A 23,817-nucleotide genomic window follows, 5' to 3' on the forward strand; every position below is an offset into this window, starting at 1 on the left:
GCGTTTCCTTATAGATTTTTGTAGAGGCTAATGAGTTCGATCAAACCTGTCATTGCTTCAAAGCCTTTGTTTCCTGCTTTGCTTCCAGCTCTCTCGATTGCCTGCTCAATTGTATCGGTTGTTAACACACCATATGTTACTGGTTTTTGGTATTTAAGAGCTGTGTTTGCAACACCTTTTGTCGCCTCAGCTGCTACGTAATCAAAGTGAGGAGTACTTCCACGAATGACTGCACCTACACAACAGACTGCGTCATATTTACCGCTGCTTAAAATTTTATCAAGGGCTAAAGGAATTTCATATGCACCTGGCACTAAAATAAGATCTAAATTTTTCTCTTCTCCTCCATGACGAATAAACGCATCACGTGCACCCTCTACTAAACGATCTGTAATAATATGATTGAAACGACTGTTAATAATCGCTACTTTTTCTTTACCGCTAAGAGCAAGTTTTCCTTCAATAATATTCATAATTTTCCTTTTTTACTTTTTCTTATAATACAACATTTTTCGTTACAGTTTAATTATCGCTTACGCCATACACTCACATGTAACGTTTTTATCACGCTTTTATAGTCACTTTCATGTGTGATCAACTGCATTTTCAGAGGTGCTTTAACCATCTCAAAAAATGCAGAGAGATGTTCATTCAAAGCATCAAATGTACTGTATTTTTCGCCATTTTTCTTAAATCCACCGAGCCATTTCTGACGTGGAGTTTTTGTTTCATCCCAGTCATAAGCACTTGCAATGATCAAAAATCCTTTTGGATTGAGACGCTCTTTGATTTTTTCTAAAAAAAGTGCTGGATCATAGAGTGTATCCAATATATTATTGGCAAGAATGAGATCGTATTCATCAAAATATGGTTTCATATTGTGTGGATCGGCTTGCCAAAACTCTACTTTTTGAACCTTTGGATCAATGTTAAAATCGCTTAGATTTTTCTCAATAAAAGAGGCAAGCTCTCCTTCTTCTTTCAGCGCATATTTAAGCTTTCCACTCTCTTTAAAATTGGTTGCAAGTCTCACTACACGTGCTGTAAATTCGACACCATGAACCATCGCAAAATGACGAGCAAGTGCAAATGTTCCTCTGCCTGCACCACAGCCAATTTCAAGGGCTTTGTTATGTGCCCCACCACCCAAATCAATACACAGCTGTGCCATTGCTTCGTAATAATTATTCTCTTTTTCGCCAAAATGAGCATCACAAATCTGAGAAAGCGCAAAATCTGTCTCATAAAAAACAGAATGTGTCTCTACGGACGCATTAGACTCTACATAGCGAAATCCTGCATGCTGATAAAAATGACGACGAAATGCGTAACGCGAAGCTCTGATAATCTCATTTCCCGTACTGATCCATGAACCACCTTTAATGATATTGTGTCTATCATCAAACGTTGGTACGGAAAAGTCATCATAAAGTGGATGGACAGTAAAACCATCAAAACCGTTAATAGGCGTTTCAGTCCACTGCCATACATTGCCAATCACATCGTAAAAATTTCCAAAAGCAAATGTATCTACGGGCACAGAAGAAGCAAAATACTCCAAGTTGATATTGCCAGGTGCTTTATCCCAAAATGGCTCATCACATTTGACATGAGCATCCCTTAAAATATACCACTCCTCTTCACTTGGAAGACGAATGGATTTACCTTCTTTTACACTTTTCCAATTACAAAATGCTTTGGCTTCAAGGTAATTAATCTCAACTGGCCAGCTCCACGGCATATCTATTTCTTCTGCCATCAAACGCAGTTTGTATCCTGAAGCATCTTTACGCCAGAACAAAGGCATCGTGGCATCTTTATAGCTTTTCCACTTCCAGCCCTCTTCACTCCAATAGCTCTCATTTTCGTAGCCACCTTCTTCGATAAAGCCCAAGAATTCAGCGTTACTCACAAGATACTTAGACGCTTTAAAATCTTTCACTTCTTTAACATGAACACCATACTCGTTATCCCAACCATACAGTGCATCATCTTTTTTCTTTTCTAAACGAAGGGTTGTGCCTTTAACCTCTATAAGTTCATTTTGAACTACAGGTGTATCAAACGGGCAGACTTTCCAAAAATCATTGGATTTCACACGATCAAGTGGAAGTTGGCGAATAAGTACAGAAGAGGTTTCAAGATGAATGCGTTCATGCTCAATACCCATCATAATTGCCCAAAATGGGCTTTCCCACGAAATAGGCATGGAAAGAGGCATCCTTTCAATCAGTTCTAAAATTTTAACTTTTACCTGCTCGCGATACGTCCTGATTTCAGGAATTCTTGGCCATTTGTAATTGGATTGGTTTAGATCATCCCAACTCATCTCATCCACACCAATCGCAAATATCGACTCGTAAACCGGATTAATGCGCTTATCTAAAAGCTTGGCAAGAACCAGCTTATTAATAAAAAACGTTGCGGTATGACCAAAATAAAATACCAATGGATGACGCAGAGGATCTGCTGTGAGATAGTAACTCTCATCGTCCTTCATCAATTCAAAGAGCTTTTCATATACCGTATAAGTTTTAAGAAAATACTCTTTGATTTCCGCTCTTTTTTGCTCCGCAGTTCCTACATTTAAAAGAATATTGCGCGTTGGGATGAGTTGCATGTTATGCCTTTAAGCTATCTTGAATCGCTTTAATGTCTTTAATGGCTAAACCTAAATCTTCTAAGTCAAGCATATTCGGTCCATCACAGAGTGCCTCACATGGATTAAAATGTGTTTCAAAGAAGAAACCATCCACTCCAACAGCAGCAGCTGAGCGTGAAAGTGGACGTACAAATTCGCGTTTTCCACCACTTTTACCACCCTCAGTTCCAGGCATCTGCACCGAATGGGTTGCATCAAAGATAACAGGTGCAAACTGGCGCATAATCACAAAGCTTCTAGCATCAACGACTAAGTTACCATAGCCAAATGTACTACCACGTTCTGTCAGCCATACGCCAGCCCTCTTAGCCGCTTCATAACCCTCTTCTTTAACACCTCTGGTATCCAATACTTTTTTGACCGAATAACGCATATCCGCAGGATTTAAAAACTGTCCTTTTTTGATATTTACAACGCATTTTGTCTGCGCTGCTGCGACCAATAGGTCAGTTTGACGGCATAAAAACGCTGGGATTTGAAGGACATCAACCACTTCACCCACTGGTTTTGCTTGCGTATAGTCATGAATGTCTGTTAAGAGTTTGTAACCAAACTCTTTTCGTACCTCATCTAAAAGTTTCAAACCCTCGTCGATACCAGGACCTCTAAAACTGTCTATGCTGGTACGATTTGCTTTATCAAAACTACTTTTAAAATAAAAATCTATGGTCTTATCTTCATGATAGCTCATTAATTTTTCTGCAACCCTAAAAAGGTTGTCTCTACTTTCAATGACACATGGTCCTGCTATTAAAATCACTCTTTCTCCTTTGCTACGATAATTCCACTAAGAACGACTAAGAGTATACCAAATAGTCCAACAATATCAGGTAAATCATCTCCCAATACCACACCGATAATCAGTGAAAAGAAGATAATCGAATACCCAGCAGCGCCTACAACTCCTGCTCGTGTCGTTGCAAATGCTTTGGTCATATACACCTGTCCAATGGCTCCTGAAATACCCATCAATAAAATATACAACCACTGTATGCCTGAAGGCATTACAAAATGGCCAAGCATAAAATCAAACATCGGTGTATGAAAAAATTCACTTAAAACCATAAAGAGAGCGGGGAAAATTGTTCCTGTTGAGACAAAAGCAAGGACAATAATGCGCGTATCATAGACTTTGTTAAGTTCTCTTACACTCGTATACGCAAGGGCTGCACCAAATCCACTAAAAAGCCCAAAAAGGTCTGTTTTTGAAAGCATAAGACCACTTGGTTTCATGACCAATACAATACCTATAAATCCAATAAAAACAGCCAACCATGCTTTCCATCCCATATGCTCTTTCAAAAAGAAAAATGCAAGGATCGCTGTAAAAATAGGAGCGGTTCGTGAAAACGTAATGGCATCTGCAAGGGGAATATGTGCAATGTTATAGAAAAAAACCAGCATGGAAGCAAAGCCAATGAGAGCGCGAAACAGCAATAACCAAGGCTTTCCACCTACTTGTTTGATAGGCAATTTAAAGATACTAAGCGCAACCACCATCATCGTAATACCGTTGCGAAAAAAAACTACCTCTACAGAGTCCATACTTTGGCTTAAAACCTTTGCAAAAGCACCATCAAATGCAAAACTAAATGAAGAGAGCAACATAAATAAAACGCCCTTATTTATACTGCCGATAAACTGTCTCAAAATGACTCCGATCAAATACATAAGTGCGTTATCTTAATCAATTCTGTGTTAAAATCCGTTGATTTTTTTATCTTGATTGAGGACAAGCTATGAATCTTCAGCCTCTCTTGGACTACACGTTTTTAGGGCTTCCTATTACGCATATTGGCATTGCCATCACTATTTTTCTTACGACACTTTTTTTGAAAAATATCCTTGCGGCAATTATCCTAAAACCACTTAAGACCATTGCAAAACGCACACGTACTAAAACGGATGACAAGCTTATTAGTGTTATAGAAGAGCCCCTTAAACTCACCATCGTTCTTCTAGGTGCGTACATAGCAACTTTATGGCTTCCTTTTACTCATTTTGATCATATTGTTGATCTTTTCATCAAGTCATTTATTACATTCATCATTTTCTGGATTTTATACCGTGTGGTTGATAGCTTTTCCAATCTTTTTAACTTTTTCTCCTCAAAATTTGGGAAAGAACTCAACGAAGATATTCAGCATTTTATGATTAAAGCCATGCGTGTTCTCATCATTGCACTTGGTATCATGGCCATTTTGCAAGAATGGGGCATCAATGTCAGCGCTTTTGTCGCTTCTTTAGGACTTGGAGGTTTGGCAGTCGCATTAGCCGCAAAAGATACTGTTGCTAATCTCTTTGGATCACTGGTTATTTTTACAGATCGCCCTTTTAAAGTGGGCGATTGGATCGAAACACCGGTGGTAGAAGGGAACATTGAAGAGATCGGTATTCGCTCTACAAAAGTGCGTACTTTTGCACAAGCGCTTGTCAGTGTACCTAATGCTACGATTGCCAATACGCCTATTACCAACTGGTCTCGTATGGGAAAACGCCGCGTAAAAACGCACTTAGGATTGACTTATAATACTTCTATCGAGCAACTCAAAACCATTCTAGAAGATATTAGAGCCATGCTTGCTGCACACCCTGATGTTCATAAAGAGACCATCATCGTCAACTTTGATGAATTTGAAAGCAGTTCACTGAGCATCTACCTCTATTTTTTCACCAATACCATTGTGACAAAAGAGTACTTACAGGTCAAAGAAGATGTGAATTTTAAAATTATGCAGATCGTTTCTAAAAATGGTTCACAGTTTGCTTTCCCATCCCAGACGCTCTATGTTGAGAGTTTACCAAAATAACAGCAAACACACGCTATAATCGAGTCAATTATATACCAAAGGTTACTATGAAAAAAATAGCAATTATCGGGCTACCCAATGTGGGTAAAAGCTCCCTTTTTAATCGCATCGCTAAACAGCGCATCGCGATCACTTCTGATTTTAGCGGAACAACGCGTGACATTAAAAGCCATCAAGTCTATATCACCGAAAAACCATGCCTTCTTTTAGACACAGGTGGACTTGATAGATCAACAGAACTTTTTGAGAATGTTCACAATATGTCGATGGAAGCTTCTAAAAAAGCAGATATTATCTTGATGGTTGTCGATGGGAAAATGCTTCCAAGTGATGAAGAAAAGAAGATTTTCTACGCACTGCAAGCACGAAACAAACCAATTGCATTGGTCATCAACAAAATCGACAACGACAAAGAGATGGAACGTGCATGGGAATTTGATGAATTTGGTGCAGAGCATGTCTTCCCTATCTCCGTTTCACACAACCGTGGTGTAAGTGCCCTTTTAGAGTGGATCGGTGAATTTTTACCTGCCGTTGAAGGTGCGACACCGCCTCCAAGTGACGAAGATGAAGAAGAAAACGACGACTTTGAAGATGAATGGGATGAAGATGATGAATTTGTAGAAGAAGACGAAGAAGTCATTCCTGAAGTTGTAGAAGAAGTTGAAACAAATCAAATCAATGTCGCTATCATCGGACGTGTCAATGTCGGTAAAAGCTCTTTACTTAACGCCCTTGTAGGAAAACAAAGAGCTGTCGTTAGCAATGTCGCTGGTACGACCATCGACCCAGTCGATGAAAGCATCGAATATCAAGATAAAATCATTAACTTTGTCGATACTGCTGGACTTCGTCGCCGCGGTAAGATCGAGGGTATTGAAAAATTTGCACTCATGCGTACCAAAGAGATGTTAGAACGTGCCAATATTGCCCTACTCGTTTTAGACTCCAGTGAGCCTTTCTTAGAGTTAGATGAGCGTATTGCTGGACTTGTGGAAGAAAACAACCTAGCGTGTATTATCGTACTGAACAAATGGGATAATCCACTAGCAGATTTTGAAAAAATCACCGCAGAAGTCAGACATCGCTTTAAGTTTCTCTCTTATGCGCCACTCATTACCGTTTCTGCAAAGAGCAAACAGCGTGTTTCAAAAATCAAAGATATGATTTTGGAAGTTTATGCGAACTATTCACAGCATCTTCCAACACGTCAACTCAATGAAGTCATTAGACAAGCGACGATTAGACATCAGATTCCAAGCGATCACTCCAAAATAGTTAAAATTTATTTTGCAACACAATATATGAGCAAACCGCCACGCATTGCGCTCGTTATGAACAAACCACGCTCACTGCATTTTAGTTATAAACGTTACCTTGCCAATAAATTGCGTGAAACCTTTAATCTAGAAGGTTCGCCAATTTTACTTTATCCACGTGCAAAAGGGGAAAGAGACAACGAACAGGAAGAGAACGGTGCTGAATCTTAAAAATAAAAACATCGTTTTTGTCGGTTTTATGGGCGTTGGCAAGGGGACAATTGCAAGAGCTCTTATCAAAAGAACGAAACGTTTTGGTCTTGATACCGATGATCTTATTGAAAGCATGGAAAACCGAAAAATCAAAGCAATTTTTGAGACGGATGGTGAAGCCTACTTTCGTAAACTAGAAAAAAAAACAGCCAAGTGGCTTGAAAAAAATGTTAAAAATGCCATCATCTCGACGGGTGGTGGCTTTTTTAAAGTTGAAAATCTCGATCGTATTGGCGCCGTTATTTATTTAAAGTCGAGTTTTGATGGTATTTTAAAACGCTTGAAAGAGCATGAAAATGCCGACTTAAAACTCGCTAAGCGCCCTCTTCTCACCGATGAGAACAAAGCAAGAGCCTTGTTTGAAGAACGTTCTTCACTGTATGAAGCCAAAGCAGATATTATCATTGATGTTGAAAATCGCAGTGTAAACGAAATCACACAGGATTTGATTACATTACTAAACCTAAAAGAAAAAAAAGATAAAGCGTAGGATGGATTTATGAGAGTATTAACCGGTATTCAACCCTCTGGTGCACTTCATATAGGCAACTATTTTGGTGCTATTAAGCAGATGATCGACCTTCAAGAAAAGAGCGATCTTTTTATCTTCATTGCAAACTATCATGCCCTCACCTCTTTAAAAGACGGCGAGGCACTTAAAAACAATACACTTGATGCTGCAATCAATTTTCTCTCTTTAGGTATCGACCATACCAAAGTCACCTTTTGGACACAGTCTGATGTCAAAGAAGTTTTAGAGCTTTACTGGGTACTTTCAGGCTATACACCGATGGGTCTTTTAGAGCGAGCCCACAGCTACAAAGACAAAGTCGCTAAAGGTATTGCTGCCAATCACTCACTTTTTTCTTACCCTGTTTTAATGGCAGCAGACATCTTACTCTATGACTCAGAAGTCATTCCTGTGGGAAAAGATCAAATTCAACATGTTGAGATTACACGCGACATCGCTATTAAATTTAACAATGACTTTGGTGATATTTTCAAAATACCAGAATTCAAAGTGGATGAAAACGTTGCAACAGTTCCTGGACTTGATGGTGCTAAAATGAGTAAAAGTTATGGCAACACCATTGACATCTTCTGCACCGAGAAAGAGCTCAAAAAAGCCACTTCGCGCATCGTAACAGACTCAACACCAATGGAAGAGCCAAAAGACTATACAACCTGCAATATATTCGCTCTTGCTAAACTCTTTTTAGAAAATGACGAAGTAGAAGCATTAAAAGCACGCTACCAAAAAGGTGGCGAAGGATATGGTCACTTTAAAGCCTACCTTAATGGCCTTATTTGGGACTATTTCGCACCTGCACGTGAGAAGAGAGCATACTATTTAGAGCATAAAGATGAAGTATTGGCTATTTTAGATGAAGGAGCGAGTAAGGCTCGCAAAATCGCAACAGAGAAGATGCGTATCATTCGTGATCTTGTTGGAATTTATCGCTAAGGGAAAGTATGTTAGATATTAAATTAATTCAAAATGATTTTGAAAACGTAGCACAAAGCCTCAGAAAGAAAAAAGTAGATGAATCTCTTTTAGAAGAACTTCGTGCATTATCACTCGAACTCAAAAGCGCTCGGCTTGTACTAGAGCCTCTTCAAGCAGAACAAAATGCAAAAAGTAAACTTTTTGGTGTTTATGCCAAAGAAGGTAAAGATGTAGCTGCCCTTAAAGCGGAACTTTCTTTAAACAAAGAAAAAATTGCAGAAGCAACCGAAATCGTTAGAGCACTAGAAGAAAAACTTGAATCTCTAGCTACCATTATCCCTAATATGCCTTCACCACTTGTTCCAGAAGGTGAAGATGAGAATGACAACGTTGAACTCAAACGTGTTTTAGAGCCAAAAACCTTCTCTTTTACTCCAAAAGAGCATTGGGATATCGATATCAAACAAAACTGGATCGACTTTGAACGTGGTGTAAAACTTTCAAAAAGTCGTTTTAGTGTTTTGAAAAATGAAGCAGCAAGACTAGAGCGTGCGCTCATCAACTATATGCTTGACTTTAACCGCTCACGAGGTTTTGAAGAAGTAGCTGTTCCATACATTGTAAACCGTGAAACATTAATGGGAACAGGACAACTTCCAAAATTTGAAGACGATCTGTTTAAAGTTGATGGTGAAGATCTCTTTTTGATCCCTACAGCAGAAGTTCCTGTCACCAACCTTTTCAGAGATGAAATTCTAAACGTTGAAGAATTACCGATCAAAATGACAGCCTATTCTGCATGTTTTAGAAAAGAAGCAGGTAGTGCAGGTAGAGATACTCGTGGTATGATTCGCCAACATCAGTTCGACAAAGTTGAGCTTGTGAGCATCACCACACCAGAGCAAAGTGAGGCTGTCTTTGAAGAGATGCTCTCTTGTGCTTCTGACCTTTTAACCTCACTTGGGCTTCCTCACCGTCATTTGATGCTGTGTGGTGGCGATCTTGGTTTTAGTGCCGCTAAAACTGTTGATCTTGAAGTGTGGCTTCCAGGACAAAATAGATACCGCGAAATCAGCTCTGTTTCTAACACCTTTGATTTCCAAGCAAGACGTGCAAAAATCCGTTTTAAAGATGATGGTAAAAACCGTTTAGTGCATACGCTTAATGGTTCTTCTTTAGCAGTGGGTCGAACACTGATTGCTATTATGGAAAATTACCAACAAGAAGATGGCAGCGTTGCTATCCCTGAAGTCTTGAAAAAGTATATGTAACATGGCAGAAGAAGAAGTAGTCATCCTTGAGGCAGAGCCTTCATCAGCACTAAGCGTTGTGGAAGAAGGATTTGCTCCGATAGAAGAAGAAAGTGCCGATGAAAATGCCGCCGCTTCAACTGCTTCAGATGAAGATGAGCAAAAGAGCAAAGCAAAAAAGAAATTGCTTATTTTGCTTATTCTAGGAGCAACACTACTTCTTGCCATTATTATTACCCTCATTGTTATTATCAAAAATAAAAACAAAGTTCCCGCACCTGCACCTATTGAAAAAGTGGTTGAAAAATCTGTCCCTAAAGAGCAATTTTCACCCTCAAAACTGGATGGGATGATTAAGAAAGCACATCTTTTGTATGAGCAAGGCAATAAAGATGAAGCTCTTAAAATCTATGAAAAAATAGCTACATTTAATGAAGCCATCTCTTACTACAATATTGGTGTTGCAAAGCTCAAAGAACAAAATTTTCCAGAAGCACTTGAAGCTTTTAAAAAAGCAATTCAAAACAAAGAACATCGAACGATTAGCGCCATTAACGCAGCTGTCTGTGCCTTAGAGATGAAAGATGATAAGCTTTTTACGTATTATATTGATTTAGCCTATGCATACCTTCCCGAAGAGAGCAATGCTCCACTCTACTCCTATTATGTTGGATTAGTACATTACTACAAAGATTTTTACTATGAAGCACTGAGTGCTATCTCACATCCTGTGACCAATTTTTATAAAGAAGACCAAGACTACCTTGCTTCTAAAATTTTAGCTTCTCTCAATCATAATGCTTATGCCCTTTCAACACTCGAAAAGGTTGAGAAAGAGAGTGACCATTTTACATTAGGGCTTTTGCAAGCCAAATTAGGTGAATTTCCAAAAGCCAAAGCATCGCTGCTTAAAGCGCTTCAAAATGACCGTGAAAACCCAAAAATAAAAATGGCGTTAGCTATGGTTGAAAATAAAATGGGGAACCTTGGCAATACCGCTTCTTTGATGGGAGAAGTTTATAAAGTACGTGACACTGATGCTAAACCTATTTATAAAATGCGCGCTATTTTGAAACCTTCACTTTTTGATGTTGACCAAGCACAAACGGAATTTGAAAAAGAACTCTTTTTCGACAATGAAAATATCTATAGTCTTATTTTCTATTATGCGCCCTATAAAGTTTTTGATGCAAAACAGACGATTGATTATATTCGCAAAGGAAGTATGAACATCTTTATTGATGAAATAGGCCCTGCGCTTTCATACCTTAAAGCAAGTTCCACTATCTCTAAAGTCAATATTGCGATTAGCAAGGGAATTAAAAAAGCACTTGATTTTCATGTGTATGAAGCCAACGATATCTTTCTTAAGATGGTTGAAGAGTATAAAAATCACTCTATTTTACACTATAACCTGGCACTGACCTATGCACAAATGGGTGATTATGCAGCAGCTTATAAAAATTTCTCAAAAAGTTATCACCTCGATAGTAACAATTACCTTGCTGGTGTTTTTGCTCTCATGAGTGGAAACCTCATTGGCAAAGACGTTACAAAATTAGCCGAAGATGTCAAAGAGAGCCTTGCAAAAAATCAAACACTTGAAAAAGACAACCTTTATGCATCACTCATTCATCTCACCGATGGTAACCATTTCTCACTGACTAGATGGTTAGAAATGGAAAAAGAAGATAGCCCATTAAGCCTCATGCTTAATATTATCGCCGCACAAAAACTAAGCAATGAACGTATTTATCGCCTAAGTACGCAAAAACTTCAAGCATTGCTTCCTAAAGATATTATTGCCAATATCATTGCATTCAATGTAAAACATCAAAAACAGAACATTAAAGCCTATGCAAAAGCCATTCAAATAGAGTTTAATCGTCTTCCACTCGATTATGATGCTTTTTATTTTGGACCTAAAATTGTTAAAGAGCAGTATATAAGACTTTTACAAATTGGCGGACTTCTCCATCAAAAACGCGATAGCGTAAGAAAGAAAATGGAAGAAGAACGTATCGATATTCCTTCTATCATGCAAACACTTGCTTTCATGGAAATCTATACAAACAATTTTGAAGAAGCATTCACACTGTACAATAAACTTATTGATGATTTTCAGAAAAAAGATACGCATACGATTTTCTTAGCTTCAGTTGCAGCCATTGGAGCTGGGCATAGCGAAAACGCTATTGCTCTCTTAGAGCTATCAAAATTGACCGATCCGAATAACGTTGAAAGTAAATATGCTCTTGGATTGTTATACCAAGAAGTAGGAAATTTTGAAGCAGCAAATGCACAGTATAGAAGTATTGGAAATATTGGATTTATATCCCAGTATTTTAGTTTCGCACTCGTGAGATAACTCTTTTACATGCAAAGGGATGATAGTCCCCTTTACATGTAAACAACACTATATTAAATACCCTCTTTTTCACTCGCTTTAACAGATCGCAAACGTTCTCTCATTGACATATAACTATTGAGTGCTCCTATGTAGGCTTTAGCTGTTGCAAGCATTGTATCAACACTTAAACCATGTCCCATAATTGCTGGTTTACTTTCATCAAATACTACTTTTACAAGGACTCTCGCCATCGCGTCTTTACCTTGAGAAACAGCGTCCACTTTATAATCTTTTAGTTCACCACTCACGCCACACACACGATCAATCACTTTAAAGATGGCATCCATAGTTCCATTACCGATAGCAGCATCCGTAATCTCTTTACCATCGTGTAAAATAGTAACTGCAGCACTTGGGACTCCTCCTGGTGCACAATCAGAAAGTTGTAAACGAAGTAATTCAAACACTTGAGGAATCTTTGTAATCTCTTCTGCTACTAATGCACGAAGGTCATCATCAAAAATCTCTTTTTTCTGATCTGCTAAGATTTTAAAACGCTCAAATGCTTCATTAATCTCTTCATCTTTAAGCTCATACCCTAAAGAACTCAATTTATCTTTAAAGGCATGGCGACCAGAGTGTTTACCAAGAACAATAGAGTTTTTATCAAGACCAATGTCTTTTGCACTCATAATTTCATAGGTTTCGGTATGTTTTAAAACACCATCTTGGTGAATACCACTCTCGTGAGAGAATGCATTTTTACCTACAATAGCTTTGTTTGGTTGTGGTTCAATACCCGTAATAGAAGAGACTAATTTACTGGTTGGATAAATTTCTTTGATGTTAATGTTCGTTTCATAGCCATTGAAATGGTCTTTTCGTGTGCGAAGTGCCATAACGATCTCTTCAAGTGCAGCGTTTCCTGCACGTTCGCCCAAACCGTTAATAGTACATTCTACCTGACGTGCACCATTTTCAATACATGCCAAAGAGTTAGCTACTGCAAGGCCTAAGTCATTATGATTATGCACAGAAATAATTGCACGATCTCCTACAAATTCGTGAAGTGATTTGATAATCGCACCCATTTCTGTTGGTAAACGATACCCTACTGTATCTGGAATATTGAGTGTTGTTGCACCTGCATTGATAACAGCATCTAAGACTTCTTTCATAAAACTGACATCACTGCGACCTGCGTCTTCACAACTAAACTCAACATCATCACAAAATGTTTTAGCATACTGTACGGCTTCTACTGCTTTTTTGATTACCTGATCGGGTGTCATTTTAAGCTTATATTCCATGTGAATTGGACTTGTAGCGATAAAGGTATGGATACGACTCATTTTTGCTTTAGAAACTGCTTCACCCGCTGCTTTGATATCGCGATCAAGTGCACGCGCAAGTGAACAAATACGACTTTTGGTTACTGCTTCTGCAATCCTGGCAATTGCATCAAAATCTCCTGGACTTGCTGCTGCAAATCCCGCTTCAATTACGTCAACACCTAATTTTTGTAATTGCAATGCAATCTGAATTTTCTCTTCCGTGTTCATTGAAGCACCTGGGCTCTGCTCTCCGTCACGTAATGTGGTATCAAAAATTATAATTTTATTGTCTTTCATAGGTTGTCCTTAGTATGGTTGTTTAAAAATTGGAAATAAAAAAAGGGATTAGAGAGAGAGGAGGTTTTGCAGGAGAGCGTTTTTGATCTCTATTTTAGGTAAAATTTTGATCGATTTCATAATGCCGATATCTACGCTGTTCATCGCTTCTCCTTAATAAGTATAAGAGGTAAAGCAAAGATCCTTTACCTCGAAGTGCGCGTATTATACTAAATTTTTATGGAATTTGGCAACGATGAAATTATAAATACCTCGAATAAGTCCATAACCTAAATATGCGGTAATTAAAAATGTTCCTACTTCAATAGGATAAAGATAAAGAAGAGAAAAGACAATGACCAAATAAACCAAGATTTTGATCAAATACCCTTTTTGCATATCTATTTTTTTAAAACTAGGATAGCGAATATTACTCACCATTAAAAATGAAAGAATGCCTAGTCCAACCAGCATTACCCACTCAAGCCCATGCATAAAAGGGTGTTCTCTGTAAAGCAAAATCCACATAGAAACAACCACTGCCGCTGTAGGGATAGGTACACCAATAAACACAGAAGGCTCTGACACGCCAATCATAATATTGAAACGTGCTAGTCTAATAGCGCCGAAAACAACATACATTGCACATAACAGAGAACCTAATTTACCATACATATGCCCAACGCTAAAATAAAAAAGCATTGCTGGGGCTACACCAAAAGCGACAATATCTGCTAAAGAATCAAACTCCGCACCAAATTTACTAGTAGCATTGGTCATGCGAGCGACTCTTCCATCTAAACCATCGAAAATCAGTGATAACAAGATATAAACAGCCGCTTTTTCGAATTGACCATTTGCTGAAGCAATAATACTAATCACACCTAAAAAAGCACTTGCGGCTGTGAAAAGGTTAGGAAAAACGTAGATCAATTGGAGTTTATTACCGCTATTATTTAACATCTTTATCCTTATATGCAAGATAGCCTAAAATGCTCATACCTGCTTTGACTTCATCATTTAACGAAACTTTAACACGTGTATCTAGAGGTAAAAGAAGTGCTACTTCACCATCACGTAAAAACCCTAATCGTTCACCCGCTTTGAAGGCTCCGATTTTAGAGAAGAGTGTGATTTTCTGACTCCATAAACCCGCACTCACAACCATTTTGACAGAAGCATATGCACTTTTACATGTGCATGTTTGACGTTCAGACAAACGTGAAAATAGCGGTGAAGAAGAAGCCATAAAAAGTCCAAAACGTTTTTTTGTTTCTGTAATTTCCATTGTTAATGGAGCTCTTAAAACGCCAACATCCCAAAACGATTTACGAATCACGATACGTAAGGCCTCACTGCCATCATGCAAACTAATTTTTGAGATATCGGTAACAAGTCCATCCATCGGGCAAACAAGACAATGTCCATCATCTTCGTCTACAATACGCTCAGGATTACGATAACCGTACAGTGTTCCTACAAAAATTAAGAAGAAAAGCCATGGCAAAAAAGAGAGTCCATAAGCAAGGAGAAAAACCATAAATGCAAGTACACTTTGGTTCCACCCCTCCTTTGCAATAATTTGTGTTGAAGTATAAGAATGATTACGCATCACTGTTTTGTTGTTCTTCTAAAATTTTTGACTCATGTTTAGCTTTAGAATGCTTATTCAATTTAGAAGGGATATTAAATTCCACTTCGTACGCTTCAATCACTTCACGTAGTTGCTCACCATCAATGGTTTCATATTCGCCTAATTTTGCAACAATACGTTCGATACATTCACGATATTCTACTAAACGCTCTTTGACAATAAGATAGCGTTCTTGAAGTTTTTCTTTAATGTGCTCATCAAGTTTTTCAGCCATTTTCTCGCTGTAATCTTTGGTGGTACCACCATTTAAGAATGTATTACGTTGTTTTTCTAAGACCATAAGTCCTGCTACATCACTCATACCATAAATGCTTACCATTGCTTTAATGATATCGGTTGCTCTCTCTAAGTCATTGCCAGCACCTGTAGAAATTTCACCTAAGAAAACCTCTTCTGCTGCGCGTCCACCAAGAAGAACATCTACTTCTGCGATAAGTTCATGTTTTTGCATTAAAAATTTATTCTCTTCTGGCGTATTGAGTGTATATCCAAGTGCAGCTAATCCTCTTGGAATAATTGATACTTTTGAAACTCTTTTAGCACCTGTCGTTGTTTCAGCAATGAGTGCATGCCCACTCTCATGATATGCAACAATGCGTTTTTCTTCAGGATTGATACGACGACTTTTTTTCTCAAGTCCTGCGATAGCTCTCTCAACAGCTTCTACAAGATCGATTTGTTCAACATAATCTTTGTTTTTACGACCACCTAAAAGTGCTGCTTCATTAATGATATTTGCAAGATCTGCACCTGCTAGTCCAGCAGTTAAACGAGCGATCTCTTCAAGGTCAATATTTTTACCAAGTTTAATATCTGCACTATGGACTTTTAAAATCTCTTTTCTTCCTTGGAAGTCTGGTTTATCTACCAAAACTTGTCTATCAAAACGACCTGGCCTTAAAAGTGCAGCATCTAGAACTTCTGGTCTATTTGTTGCGGCTAAAACGATAACCGGTGATTTATCTGAGCTAAAACCATCCATTTCTGCAAGTAACTGGTTCAGTGTTTGTTCTCTTTCATCATTGCCGCCCATCATACCGCTTGCAGCTCTACTTTTACCAATAGCATCAATCTCATCAATAAACACAATTGCAGGTGCTTCTTTCTTTGCATTTTCAAAAAGATCTCGTACACGACTTGCACCCACACCTACAAACATTTCGATAAAACTTGAGCCTGATACAGAGAAAAAAGGAACACTTGCCTCTCCTGCAACGGCTTTAGCCAGTAATGTCTTACCTGTGCCTGGAGGTCCTACTAACAAAACACCTTTAGGAATTTTTGCACCTAGGTTCATGTAGCGATCTGGGAATTTTAAGAAATCAACGATCTCTTTTACTTCTTCTTTCGCCTCTTCAACACCAGCAACATCTTCAAATTTTACTTTCGGTTTTTCAGAATTAACAAGTTTCTTACTGCTTCCCATACCAAGGATGCCACCACCCATATTTTTTTGCATTTTGTTTGCTAAAAACATCCAAATACCAAAAAATACAAAAACTGGTAAAACCCATGAAAAAAGAATTTCTGTTAAGATATTGGACTCATTATAGCCACCATAGCCTACTTTTTTCTCATCCATTAAAGGGATAAGTGTGTTATCCTCTCCTACTTTTTTAACAACATAAACAGTTTTTTGTGCACCTTCTGGCGAGAATGCTTTAATAGTCGTTTGTCCAATAGCGACATAACTAATTTGATTATTACGGATCAACTCTTTGAGTTCATAATAACTAATGTTTTTTGTTGCGCTATTTTGCGTACCAAAGTTTGCTCCCATTCCTGCATCAGAAACCGATGTGAAATTTTTGAACAACACGATAACAACAATAGAAAAAATAGCAAACATTAAAAGCGGATTTTGATTAAAAAAGTTTTTTTTGTCGTTTTTATTATTATCTTGATTATTTTGACTCATCTAATTCCTTTGTAACACGAGTGTAAACCACTCCTCTTTTTGATACTTTTCAACCAATTTCATCGAAGAAAACTTTTGTTCTACTCTATCAACATACTTATCTAAAATGCCAGAAAGAATGAGTAAACCATCTTTTTTTACTGCTTTTTGCAAATCGCTGGCTAACATAATAAGTACATCTGCGATGATATTGGCAACAACGATGTCATACTCTTTTTCACGTTTTTGAACAGAGCCTGTCCAAATGCGATTAAACTTTTCATGATTGAGTTTAAAATTTTCTATTGCACTTGCAGTAGCTTGTTCATCAGTATCACACAAATCAACAATGGCACCACATTTGCAGGCAGCGATACTCAAAATACCACTACCACAACCAACATCTAGGAGTTCCGTACCCTTTTTAACATATTTCTGCAAGAGTAACAAACAACCATATGTTGTTTCATGATGTCCTGAACCAAAAGCGAGTGCAGGGTCAATAATAATATTTTTTTTACCTTCAATACTCTCTACCCAGCTTGGACGAATATATAAATCATCTACATGCAAAGGTTGTATCGAGTTTCGATATTGAGAAATCCAATCCTCATTCTCTTTGACAAGAAGTTTTGTTTCAACTGTAATCTCATGGCCAAGAGCTGCTGAAAGCTCTTTCGCAAATGTTTCTACGCCAAAAAGAAGCATCTCAAGATCTTCTTCACTACGTAAAATGATACTGCCATCATTCTCTTCAAGAGCCTCATCACTGAGGCTCATAATAAAATCAAGAAAAAGTGGGTATACACTACTATCTGGGGTTATATGAAGTTCGTTATAGGTTTTTTTCATTCAAATTAACCTAAAACATCCTCGAGTTTTTCTTTCAATACTTGAGGCGTAAAAGGCTTTACGATATAGTTATTGACACCTGCTTTAAGGGCTGTAATAACTTCAGCTTTACCACCCTCCGTCGTAACCATGATAATTGGCATATTTTCATATTTTTTCTCAGCTCTTACTTTACGAACCAAATCTAAACCATTCATCTCAGGCATGTTCCAATCGGTAATAAGCACATTAATATCAGGTGTTCTTTCCATAATTTGCCAAGCTTCAACACCATGCTCAGCTTCTAAAACGTCATTAAAACCTAATCTCTGTAATGTGTTTTTAATAATACGGCGCATTGTCGAGCTATCATCTACTACAAGCAGCTTCAATGTCACTCCTTTTATTGTTTATGTTATTGCTATTGGTTAAATTCTAACCAAGTTTAGTTTGAACTTAGTTTAAAGCGCTTCGTTAGCGATAAATGCAAACGCTTCTCGCAAATCTAAGCTACCTTCATAAAATGCTTTTCCTACAATTACTCCAGCCACTTTAGAACTTCGTTTCAATGCTATAATATCGTCCAAATTCTTTAAACCTCCACTGGCAATTGTTGCAATGCCAGAAGCGTCTGCAATAGAAAGTGTAAAATCAAGGTTCACTCCACTGAGCATTCCATCGCGTCCAACATCCGTACAGATAATTGCTTCGACACCAGCGTCAGCAAAAGCACGAGCAAGGTCTGTTGCCTGCATCGTTGATTTTTCAGCCCAACCTTCCACAGCAACATAACCATCAATCGCATCAATGCCTACCACAATGCGATATTTTTGCGCCATTTCTTTAACAAAAGCAGGTTTTTTAAGTGCAATAGAACCCAAAATAACACGATCAATACCTAAATCCATATAGCGATGAATGGTATCTTCATCACGAATTCCACCACCAAGTTCTATCTTAAGATTACAATTTTTTCGTATCTTCTCAATTTGCTCAAGATTTTTAGGTTCTCCTGCAAATGCACCATTTAGGTCTACTAAATGTACCCATGATGAGCCCATCTCTTCGAAAACTTTTGCCACTTCCCATGGTTCATTCGAATAAATCTTTGCACTTTCCATCAGCCCTTTAGTAAGGCGTACTGCTTTTCCATCTTTTAGATCAATCGCTGGTAAAATATCCATCATAACTCCACAAAATTCTTTAAAATAGCCAATCCGTTCGCATGTGACTTCTCTGGATGCGGTTGAAAGCCATACACATTCGCTTTTTGCACGGCACTAGGAAATTCATAGCCATACATTGTCTTTCCTATCGTATATTTTTCATCACATTTTGCATGAAAACTGTGTACAAAATAAAGATAAAAAGACTTTGGCATTCCCTTAAATAATGGTGAATCCTTCGTGATGAAAAGCTCATTCCACCCCATATGAGGAACTTTTAAACGACTTGAAAAACGCGAAGTATCAAAGTTAACAATCTCTCCCTCAATCAACCCAAGTCCCGCACATTTACCAAATTCAACACTGCTATCAAAAAGAAGTTGCATACCAAGACAAATCCCAAGTAAAGGCTTTCCTGAGTTCGCAAACACTTTAACAGCTTCATCCATACCTCGTTCATGCAAACAATCCATAGCATCTTTAAAAGCGCCAACTCCAGGTAAAATGATCTTATCAAACTTCGATACATCGTTTGCATCTTTGACAATTTCAATGCTAACACCTAGTTTTGCAAAAGCATTCGTAACACTTCTAAGATTACCCATATTGTAATCAATCAAACCTATCATAAATCTCTCTTTTGTGGTATTGATTTCAGATAAAAAGCTAGACCAAAGAGCAATAATGTAACACCACCAATTAGGTAAACTGCATACAGTATGTGCGCTGCATCGATAATTGCAAATTTAAAGACAAGCATCAATGCTTCAATTGCAAGTGCAATGATAATAGAACCTAAAAATCGCACCATTGTTTTATGCATACCGCCATTATCATCACGTTCATTTCGACCTAAAACTTCTTCTTCAAAAATCGTTTTCACCAGATCAAAAATAGCCAAAGAGAGCGTAATCAAAATGGTTGATTCAAACATCGCTTTAATATCTAGGAGGTCAAACTGAAGTCCATGCATAAAAAGGCTACGCATGCCATTAAAGAGCAATAAAAGTGCAATTGCCAATAATGAAAGTGAAAAAATCGTATAAATCACTTGAGAACTTTTGCCAAAAAGAGATTGTAATGATGAAGGATGCGCAATTTTTAAAATATGCTCTAATGAGACATCAATACACGCAATAAATCGCAGGACACCTTGCTCATCATATATAGGATAAGAAGCTGTTACCGTTAAATCATTGGTCAGTGTTGAAGGGTAAGGATCGCTTAATACACAACGTTTTTCACGTACGGCACGATAATAATAGGATTTTCCACTACGATTTTGACCAAGACCACCTTTACGATGAGGATCATCTGTGATGTTATTGATCAATTGATCACCTTTGTGATCGAGGAGATAAAGTGCTTCAAACTCTTCAACTTCATGAACGATCTTATCTAAACTTGAAGAAATAATGTCTATATTGGGTTCAGGCATACGGTTGGGTATATTGCGCGTAAAGAGATAACACAAATACGCCCTTGCCCTTGTTCTTACCTCAGCAAACTGCTGAATTTCACGAATAACCATATCGGACCTTTTGTTTTTTCGTATTGTAACTAAATTTTGAGCCGATATACTTTAGCATATGCCTCTAAACTCATCGGTTCAAAAAATCGTTCATCATAATTTTCTAAAACGAAAAGTTGAATATACGTCGAATTTAACATATCTTCATCAAGAATCAAAAACGTATTATACGCTTGCATATAAATAATCGAAAAAAGTCCATTAGGATGAATCGTGTTTTGTTCTTTTATCAATTTAAAATTAGAAGTATATGCCGTTTGAATAAAGTTCTTTACAGGGATTTCTTGATTGCCAAGCTTGAGCATTCCTTTTGCTTTATCAAGCACAACTCCACTACCAAAATTAAGCGTCGTACCCATATCTTTAAATTGCATTGATTGAAAGAAAAATGGCTGACGAACGGTTTTGCCATTCATGATATCAATATTACTAAATTGCGCTACCGTAGGGAAAATACTCATCATACGATAAGGCAGATAAAAATAAATGTCACGTGTTTTTTCTGGTAATGAAAGTGGCGTTTGAAGAGCTGCTAAAAAATCATTAGCATCTTTAAATCCATAATCCAAAGTCATTTGTGCTGTGTTATTTATGATTTTAACCTGTTGACTTTTAGGTTTCGTCTCATTTTCTTCTGCTGTCACAAATGCTTTTTCTGTATATTCAATCTCAAGCCTTGCTAAACGTGCAGCACTCTCTTGAGGGTTTGTTAGCATATAACTGACAGGAAAATTAACGTCCCCATTATGTTTACCACCGTCAATTAAAGTTTTAACATCTGCATAATAACGAAGAGGATAACCATAATCCCACCATGCGACAATATAATCTTCTCTATCAACGAGATTTTTTAACCTATCCAACTGTTCTACTTCTGCTTTATTAAATACTGTTGGTACTCGATATTCAATTACATGTAAAATGTTAGGATATAAAATACCTAAACTTGCACCAACAACAAAACATGATTTAATAATATGACCAAGCTTTTCATTAGCAAAGAGCTGAGTGATATAATTGCTCCAAACAAAGAGCAAATAAGCAACGCCTAAAGCACATACAGGTACTGCATAAATTGTAAAACGAAGCCCTCCCCAAAGTGCTAAAAAGCCAAGTCCTAAAAGTGGTAAGCCTAAAAGCATTACAGGATATTTTTTGACTAATAAAACATACCCTATAAGAGAAAGTACCAAGGTAATGGTGTGTCCACTAATCCGCTCTGCAAATGTTACAAAATCAATCTGCCCTGCTTCACGTACTGTTTGGATGACTGAGAAAAAATGTAAAGGTAAAACATCTGAACTTACTTCAATAGCATCTTTAAATACATACAGCTTTAATCTCATCCAAATAGGTTCTAGACCGCCAAAAACGATAAATAACACTACTGAGACACCTAAAATATACCAAATAAAGCGATGCCAATCTCTTTTTTTAAACACAAAATATGCACTTATCACAAGTAATAAACGTATCCAAGTTGGTAACCCCATCATTGCCAAAAGCATAATCGTTATGAGTTGAAAATTGAAACTCTTTTTACGATCACAAATGAGTGTGAACAAAAGGACAAGTCCTAAAAAAGAGAATTCTAAAGAATAACTTTGTGGGTACCACCAACGATATATAATAATTTCTAATGCTGTAATTAAAAGATATTTTTCTTCTTGAGTACGTAATGCTAACATGAGTGACCATAAGAGAAAACTAGGAAGAACAATATTTAGCATGTCAGTATCATAATAACCTATCATTGTTCGATTATAATAACTGACCGCAATAGAAGCAAGGAGTGATGCTAAAAACCCTACTTCTATCATTTTCAGATTATGGGCAATGAAAATAATAGGTACAACAATAAATGACCCTAGAACTGCAGGCATATATAATATGATTGTTTCAAAAGAAAAAGGCAATAACTTCACAGCAAGATACGTTAGTAAAGATGCCGCTTCATTGAATGGTGAAAGAGAATGCTTCTGCGAAACACCATACAACAGATCTCTTGCGCCTTCTGCCCAAAAGTAACCATCATTAGTATTAATCATGAATTGACCAGCAAATTTAAAACTTTCAATATCACTAAGTTGATAAATCCATATGAATCGAACTGCTATACTAAATGCGAAAGCAGTTAATGTTGTAAATATAAGAATGAAAAATTTCGCATCTATTTTATGCATGAGTATCTTTGCACATAAATTCTAAAACTAAAGCTATAAAAATAGATAATACAAACCCTATCATAAAACTAGTAGAAATAATTAACATTTTTTTAGGTAAAATAGGATTACTATTAGAATTAATATTATCAATAAGCTCTGTCATTTTTAAATTTTTTGAGGAGATATCTAATTTTAAATCATTCAACTGATTATTAATATTATAAATACTGTCTTTCACATTTTTTAGTTCTACTGTATTATTATTAATTTCTATTAAATAGACCCCAGCTAATGTAGGATTATTTTGAATCAATTTTTCAATATAGCTTGATTTTTTATTTAATTCTTGCACTAAACGCTCTTTTTCAAGCAATAATTCTTCTTTTTGAGCATTTAAATTATTCATTTTTAAGCTTATAGAATCAACATAAGTATCTATTAATTTTTGATGCTTAGTACTAATACTTCTTTCTATTTCTTTCAAATATGTGCTTGCTAATTCTGGACTGAATCCCAAAGTTGATATTTCTAAAAGATTTTGAGTACCTTTTACAAAAGAAACTTTATCTAGCCAAACTCTTTTCTCTGTATTCTTGTTCTCTAAATATCTCATTTCTAATCTTTTTAAGACTGTATTAGGATTCTCAATCCAAGAATTAGAATTAGAATTAGAATTAGAATTAGAATTAGAATTAGAATTAGAATTAGAATTAGAATTAGAATATGATCCTATTTCTAAAACTGCTTTTGCTTCGTATATAGGCGTTTGCATAAAAACATATATTATTGCAATTAAAGTTATCAACCCCGTCAAAAGAATAATCATTGTTTTAAATTTTAAGAGTGTTTTCCATAATATCTTTAAATCTATTTCTTCTTCATATGGTATTTCGACTTGCTTATTCATATATT

At 36.9% G+C, this 23,817-nt stretch carries 21 protein-coding genes; 6 read left to right on the forward strand and 15 right to left on the reverse strand.

Translation table 11 applies throughout. The annotated features are described in order from the left end of the window. Nucleotides 1-8: 8 nt before the first annotated feature. Genes ribH through UCH001_RS09840 form a run of 4 tightly spaced genes read right to left on the reverse strand, consistent with a single transcriptional unit; the run spans nt 9 to nt 4,270 of the window. On the reverse strand, nt 9-473 hold the full coding sequence (gene ribH, locus UCH001_RS09825) for a 6,7-dimethyl-8-ribityllumazine synthase (RefSeq protein WP_067177401.1): 465 nt from the start codon (nt 471-473) through the stop codon (nt 9-11). A 53-nt stretch (nt 474-526) separates the two neighbouring features. Then, nucleotides 527-2,620 carry a 5-histidylcysteine sulfoxide synthase gene (gene ovoA, locus UCH001_RS09830; RefSeq protein WP_067177403.1) on the reverse strand — a complete coding sequence of 698 codons (2,094 nt, stop codon included), beginning with the start codon at nt 2,618-2,620 and terminating at the stop codon, nt 527-529. Between the two features lies 1 nt (nt 2,621). Next, nucleotides 2,622-3,422 carry a 3-deoxy-8-phosphooctulonate synthase gene (gene kdsA / locus UCH001_RS09835; protein ID WP_067177405.1) on the reverse strand — a complete coding sequence of 267 codons (801 nt, stop codon included), beginning with the start codon at nt 3,420-3,422 and terminating at the stop codon, nt 2,622-2,624. After that, complete coding sequence (locus UCH001_RS09840; protein ID WP_082705711.1) at nt 3,419-4,270, reverse strand: DMT family transporter; 852 nt, start codon at nt 4,268-4,270, stop codon at nt 3,419-3,421. The genes kdsA and UCH001_RS09840 overlap by 4 nt, the downstream gene beginning before the upstream one ends. Before the next feature lie 131 nt (nt 4,271-4,401). Between UCH001_RS09840 and UCH001_RS09845 the strand changes: the two genes are divergently transcribed. The 6 genes from UCH001_RS09845 to UCH001_RS09870 are packed head-to-tail and all read left to right on the forward strand — an operon-like array spanning nt 4,402 to nt 12,069. Further along, nucleotides 4,402-5,472: a mechanosensitive ion channel family protein gene (locus tag UCH001_RS09845; protein ID WP_067177406.1), complete on the forward strand. Its 1,071-nt coding sequence runs from the start codon at nt 4,402-4,404 to the stop codon at nt 5,470-5,472. Between the two features lie 47 nt (nt 5,473-5,519). Next, nucleotides 5,520-6,962, forward strand: coding sequence for a ribosome biogenesis GTPase Der (gene der / locus UCH001_RS09850; RefSeq protein ID WP_067177408.1), 1,443 nt, complete (start codon nt 5,520-5,522; stop codon nt 6,960-6,962). Between the two features lie 28 nt (nt 6,963-6,990). Continuing rightward, nucleotides 6,991-7,494, forward strand: a complete 504-nt coding sequence (locus UCH001_RS09855) for a shikimate kinase (RefSeq protein WP_067178515.1) — start codon at nt 6,991-6,993, stop codon at nt 7,492-7,494. Nucleotides 7,495-7,503: 9 nt separating this feature from the next. After that, the gene (trpS, locus tag UCH001_RS09860) at nt 7,504-8,469 is read left to right on the forward strand and encodes a tryptophan--tRNA ligase (protein WP_067177410.1); all 966 of its coding nucleotides are present in this window, start codon (nt 7,504-7,506) and stop codon (nt 8,467-8,469) included. A gap of 8 nt (nt 8,470-8,477) precedes the next feature. Continuing rightward, nucleotides 8,478-9,722, forward strand: coding sequence for a serine--tRNA ligase (serS, locus tag UCH001_RS09865; RefSeq protein ID WP_067177412.1), 1,245 nt, complete (start codon nt 8,478-8,480; stop codon nt 9,720-9,722). 1 nt (nt 9,723) lies between these two features. Beyond that, nucleotides 9,724-12,069 carry a tetratricopeptide repeat protein gene (locus tag UCH001_RS09870; RefSeq protein WP_067177413.1) on the forward strand — a complete coding sequence of 782 codons (2,346 nt, stop codon included), beginning with the start codon at nt 9,724-9,726 and terminating at the stop codon, nt 12,067-12,069. Nucleotides 12,070-12,122: 53 nt separating this feature from the next. On the opposite strand, the gene UCH001_RS09875 is transcribed toward UCH001_RS09870, so the two are convergent. The 11 genes from UCH001_RS09875 to UCH001_RS09925 form a co-directional block, all read right to left on the reverse strand. Continuing rightward, complete coding sequence (locus tag UCH001_RS09875) at nt 12,123-13,682, reverse strand: 2-isopropylmalate synthase (protein WP_067177415.1); 1,560 nt, start codon at nt 13,680-13,682, stop codon at nt 12,123-12,125. A gap of 204 nt (nt 13,683-13,886) precedes the next feature. Next, on the reverse strand, nt 13,887-14,624 hold the full coding sequence (gene pssA / locus UCH001_RS09880) for a CDP-diacylglycerol--serine O-phosphatidyltransferase (RefSeq protein ID WP_067177417.1): 738 nt from the start codon (nt 14,622-14,624) through the stop codon (nt 13,887-13,889). Further along, a complete protein-coding gene (locus tag UCH001_RS09885; RefSeq protein WP_067177419.1) occupies nt 14,614-15,273 on the reverse strand; it encodes a phosphatidylserine decarboxylase in 660 nt (219 codons plus the stop codon). The genes pssA and UCH001_RS09885 overlap by 11 nt, the downstream gene beginning before the upstream one ends. Next, nucleotides 15,266-17,233, reverse strand: a complete 1,968-nt coding sequence (gene ftsH, locus UCH001_RS09890) for an ATP-dependent zinc metalloprotease FtsH (RefSeq protein WP_067177420.1) — start codon at nt 17,231-17,233, stop codon at nt 15,266-15,268. Before ftsH ends, UCH001_RS09885 begins: the two co-directional genes overlap by 8 nt. Beyond that, a complete protein-coding gene (locus tag UCH001_RS09895) occupies nt 17,234-18,064 on the reverse strand; it encodes a 50S ribosomal protein L11 methyltransferase (protein WP_067177422.1) in 831 nt (276 codons plus the stop codon). It lies immediately after the preceding gene. A gap of 5 nt (nt 18,065-18,069) precedes the next feature. Continuing rightward, complete coding sequence (locus UCH001_RS09900) at nt 18,070-18,435, reverse strand: chemotaxis response regulator CheY (RefSeq protein ID WP_067177424.1); 366 nt, start codon at nt 18,433-18,435, stop codon at nt 18,070-18,072. Between the two features lie 69 nt (nt 18,436-18,504). Further along, nucleotides 18,505-19,227 (reverse strand): 1-(5-phosphoribosyl)-5-[(5-phosphoribosylamino)methylideneamino]imidazole-4-carboxamide isomerase, encoded by a 723-nt coding sequence (gene hisA / locus UCH001_RS09905; protein WP_067177426.1) that lies wholly within the window; start codon nt 19,225-19,227, stop codon nt 18,505-18,507. Further along, complete coding sequence (gene hisH / locus UCH001_RS09910; protein ID WP_067177429.1) at nt 19,227-19,838, reverse strand: imidazole glycerol phosphate synthase subunit HisH; 612 nt, start codon at nt 19,836-19,838, stop codon at nt 19,227-19,229. Before hisH ends, hisA begins: the two co-directional genes overlap by 1 nt. Beyond that, the gene (locus tag UCH001_RS09915) at nt 19,835-20,740 is read right to left on the reverse strand and encodes a PDC sensor domain-containing protein (protein WP_067177431.1); all 906 of its coding nucleotides are present in this window, start codon (nt 20,738-20,740) and stop codon (nt 19,835-19,837) included. The genes hisH and UCH001_RS09915 overlap by 4 nt, the downstream gene beginning before the upstream one ends. A 29-nt stretch (nt 20,741-20,769) precedes the next feature. Beyond that, nucleotides 20,770-22,923: an STT3 domain-containing protein gene (locus UCH001_RS09920; protein ID WP_067177433.1), complete on the reverse strand. Its 2,154-nt coding sequence runs from the start codon at nt 22,921-22,923 to the stop codon at nt 20,770-20,772. Further along, complete coding sequence (locus UCH001_RS09925; RefSeq protein WP_067177435.1) at nt 22,916-23,812, reverse strand: Wzz/FepE/Etk N-terminal domain-containing protein; 897 nt, start codon at nt 23,810-23,812, stop codon at nt 22,916-22,918. The genes UCH001_RS09920 and UCH001_RS09925 overlap by 8 nt, the downstream gene beginning before the upstream one ends. Between the last annotated feature and the right edge of the window lie 5 nt (nt 23,813-23,817).

The sequence above is a fragment of the Sulfurospirillum sp. UCH001 genome (assembly GCF_001548035.1).
GTDB lineage: Bacteria > Campylobacterota > Campylobacteria > Campylobacterales > Sulfurospirillaceae > Sulfurospirillum.

Coding starts and splice junctions, on each gene's coding strand:
- ribH (WP_067177401.1), bottom strand. CDS start 473: ATGAATATTATTGAAGGAAAACTTGCTCTTAGCGGTAAAGAAAAAGTA.
- ovoA (WP_067177403.1), bottom strand. CDS start 2,620: ATGCAACTCATCCCAACGCGCAATATTCTTTTAAATGTAGGAACTGCG.
- UCH001_RS09840 (WP_082705711.1), bottom strand. CDS start 4,270: ATGTTGCTCTCTTCATTTAGTTTTGCATTTGATGGTGCTTTTGCAAAG.
- UCH001_RS09845 (WP_067177406.1), top strand. CDS start 4,402: ATGAATCTTCAGCCTCTCTTGGACTACACGTTTTTAGGGCTTCCTATT.
- der (WP_067177408.1), top strand. CDS start 5,520: ATGAAAAAAATAGCAATTATCGGGCTACCCAATGTGGGTAAAAGCTCC.
- UCH001_RS09855 (WP_067178515.1), top strand. CDS start 6,991: ATGGGCGTTGGCAAGGGGACAATTGCAAGAGCTCTTATCAAAAGAACG.
- trpS (WP_067177410.1), top strand. CDS start 7,504: ATGAGAGTATTAACCGGTATTCAACCCTCTGGTGCACTTCATATAGGC.
- serS (WP_067177412.1), top strand. CDS start 8,478: ATGTTAGATATTAAATTAATTCAAAATGATTTTGAAAACGTAGCACAA.
- UCH001_RS09870 (WP_067177413.1), top strand. CDS start 9,724: ATGGCAGAAGAAGAAGTAGTCATCCTTGAGGCAGAGCCTTCATCAGCA.
- UCH001_RS09875 (WP_067177415.1), bottom strand. CDS start 13,682: ATGAAAGACAATAAAATTATAATTTTTGATACCACATTACGTGACGGA.
- pssA (WP_067177417.1), bottom strand. CDS start 14,624: ATGTTAAATAATAGCGGTAATAAACTCCAATTGATCTACGTTTTTCCT.
- UCH001_RS09885 (WP_067177419.1), bottom strand. CDS start 15,273: ATGCGTAATCATTCTTATACTTCAACACAAATTATTGCAAAGGAGGGG.
- ftsH (WP_067177420.1), bottom strand. CDS start 17,233: ATGAGTCAAAATAATCAAGATAATAATAAAAACGACAAAAAAAACTTT.
- UCH001_RS09895 (WP_067177422.1), bottom strand. CDS start 18,064: ATGAAAAAAACCTATAACGAACTTCATATAACCCCAGATAGTAGTGTA.
- hisA (WP_067177426.1), bottom strand. CDS start 19,227: ATGGATATTTTACCAGCGATTGATCTAAAAGATGGAAAAGCAGTACGC.
- hisH (WP_067177429.1), bottom strand. CDS start 19,838: ATGATAGGTTTGATTGATTACAATATGGGTAATCTTAGAAGTGTTACG.
- UCH001_RS09915 (WP_067177431.1), bottom strand. CDS start 20,740: ATGGTTATTCGTGAAATTCAGCAGTTTGCTGAGGTAAGAACAAGGGCA.
- UCH001_RS09920 (WP_067177433.1), bottom strand. CDS start 22,923: ATGCATAAAATAGATGCGAAATTTTTCATTCTTATATTTACAACATTA.
- UCH001_RS09925 (WP_067177435.1), bottom strand. CDS start 23,812: ATGAATAAGCAAGTCGAAATACCATATGAAGAAGAAATAGATTTAAAG.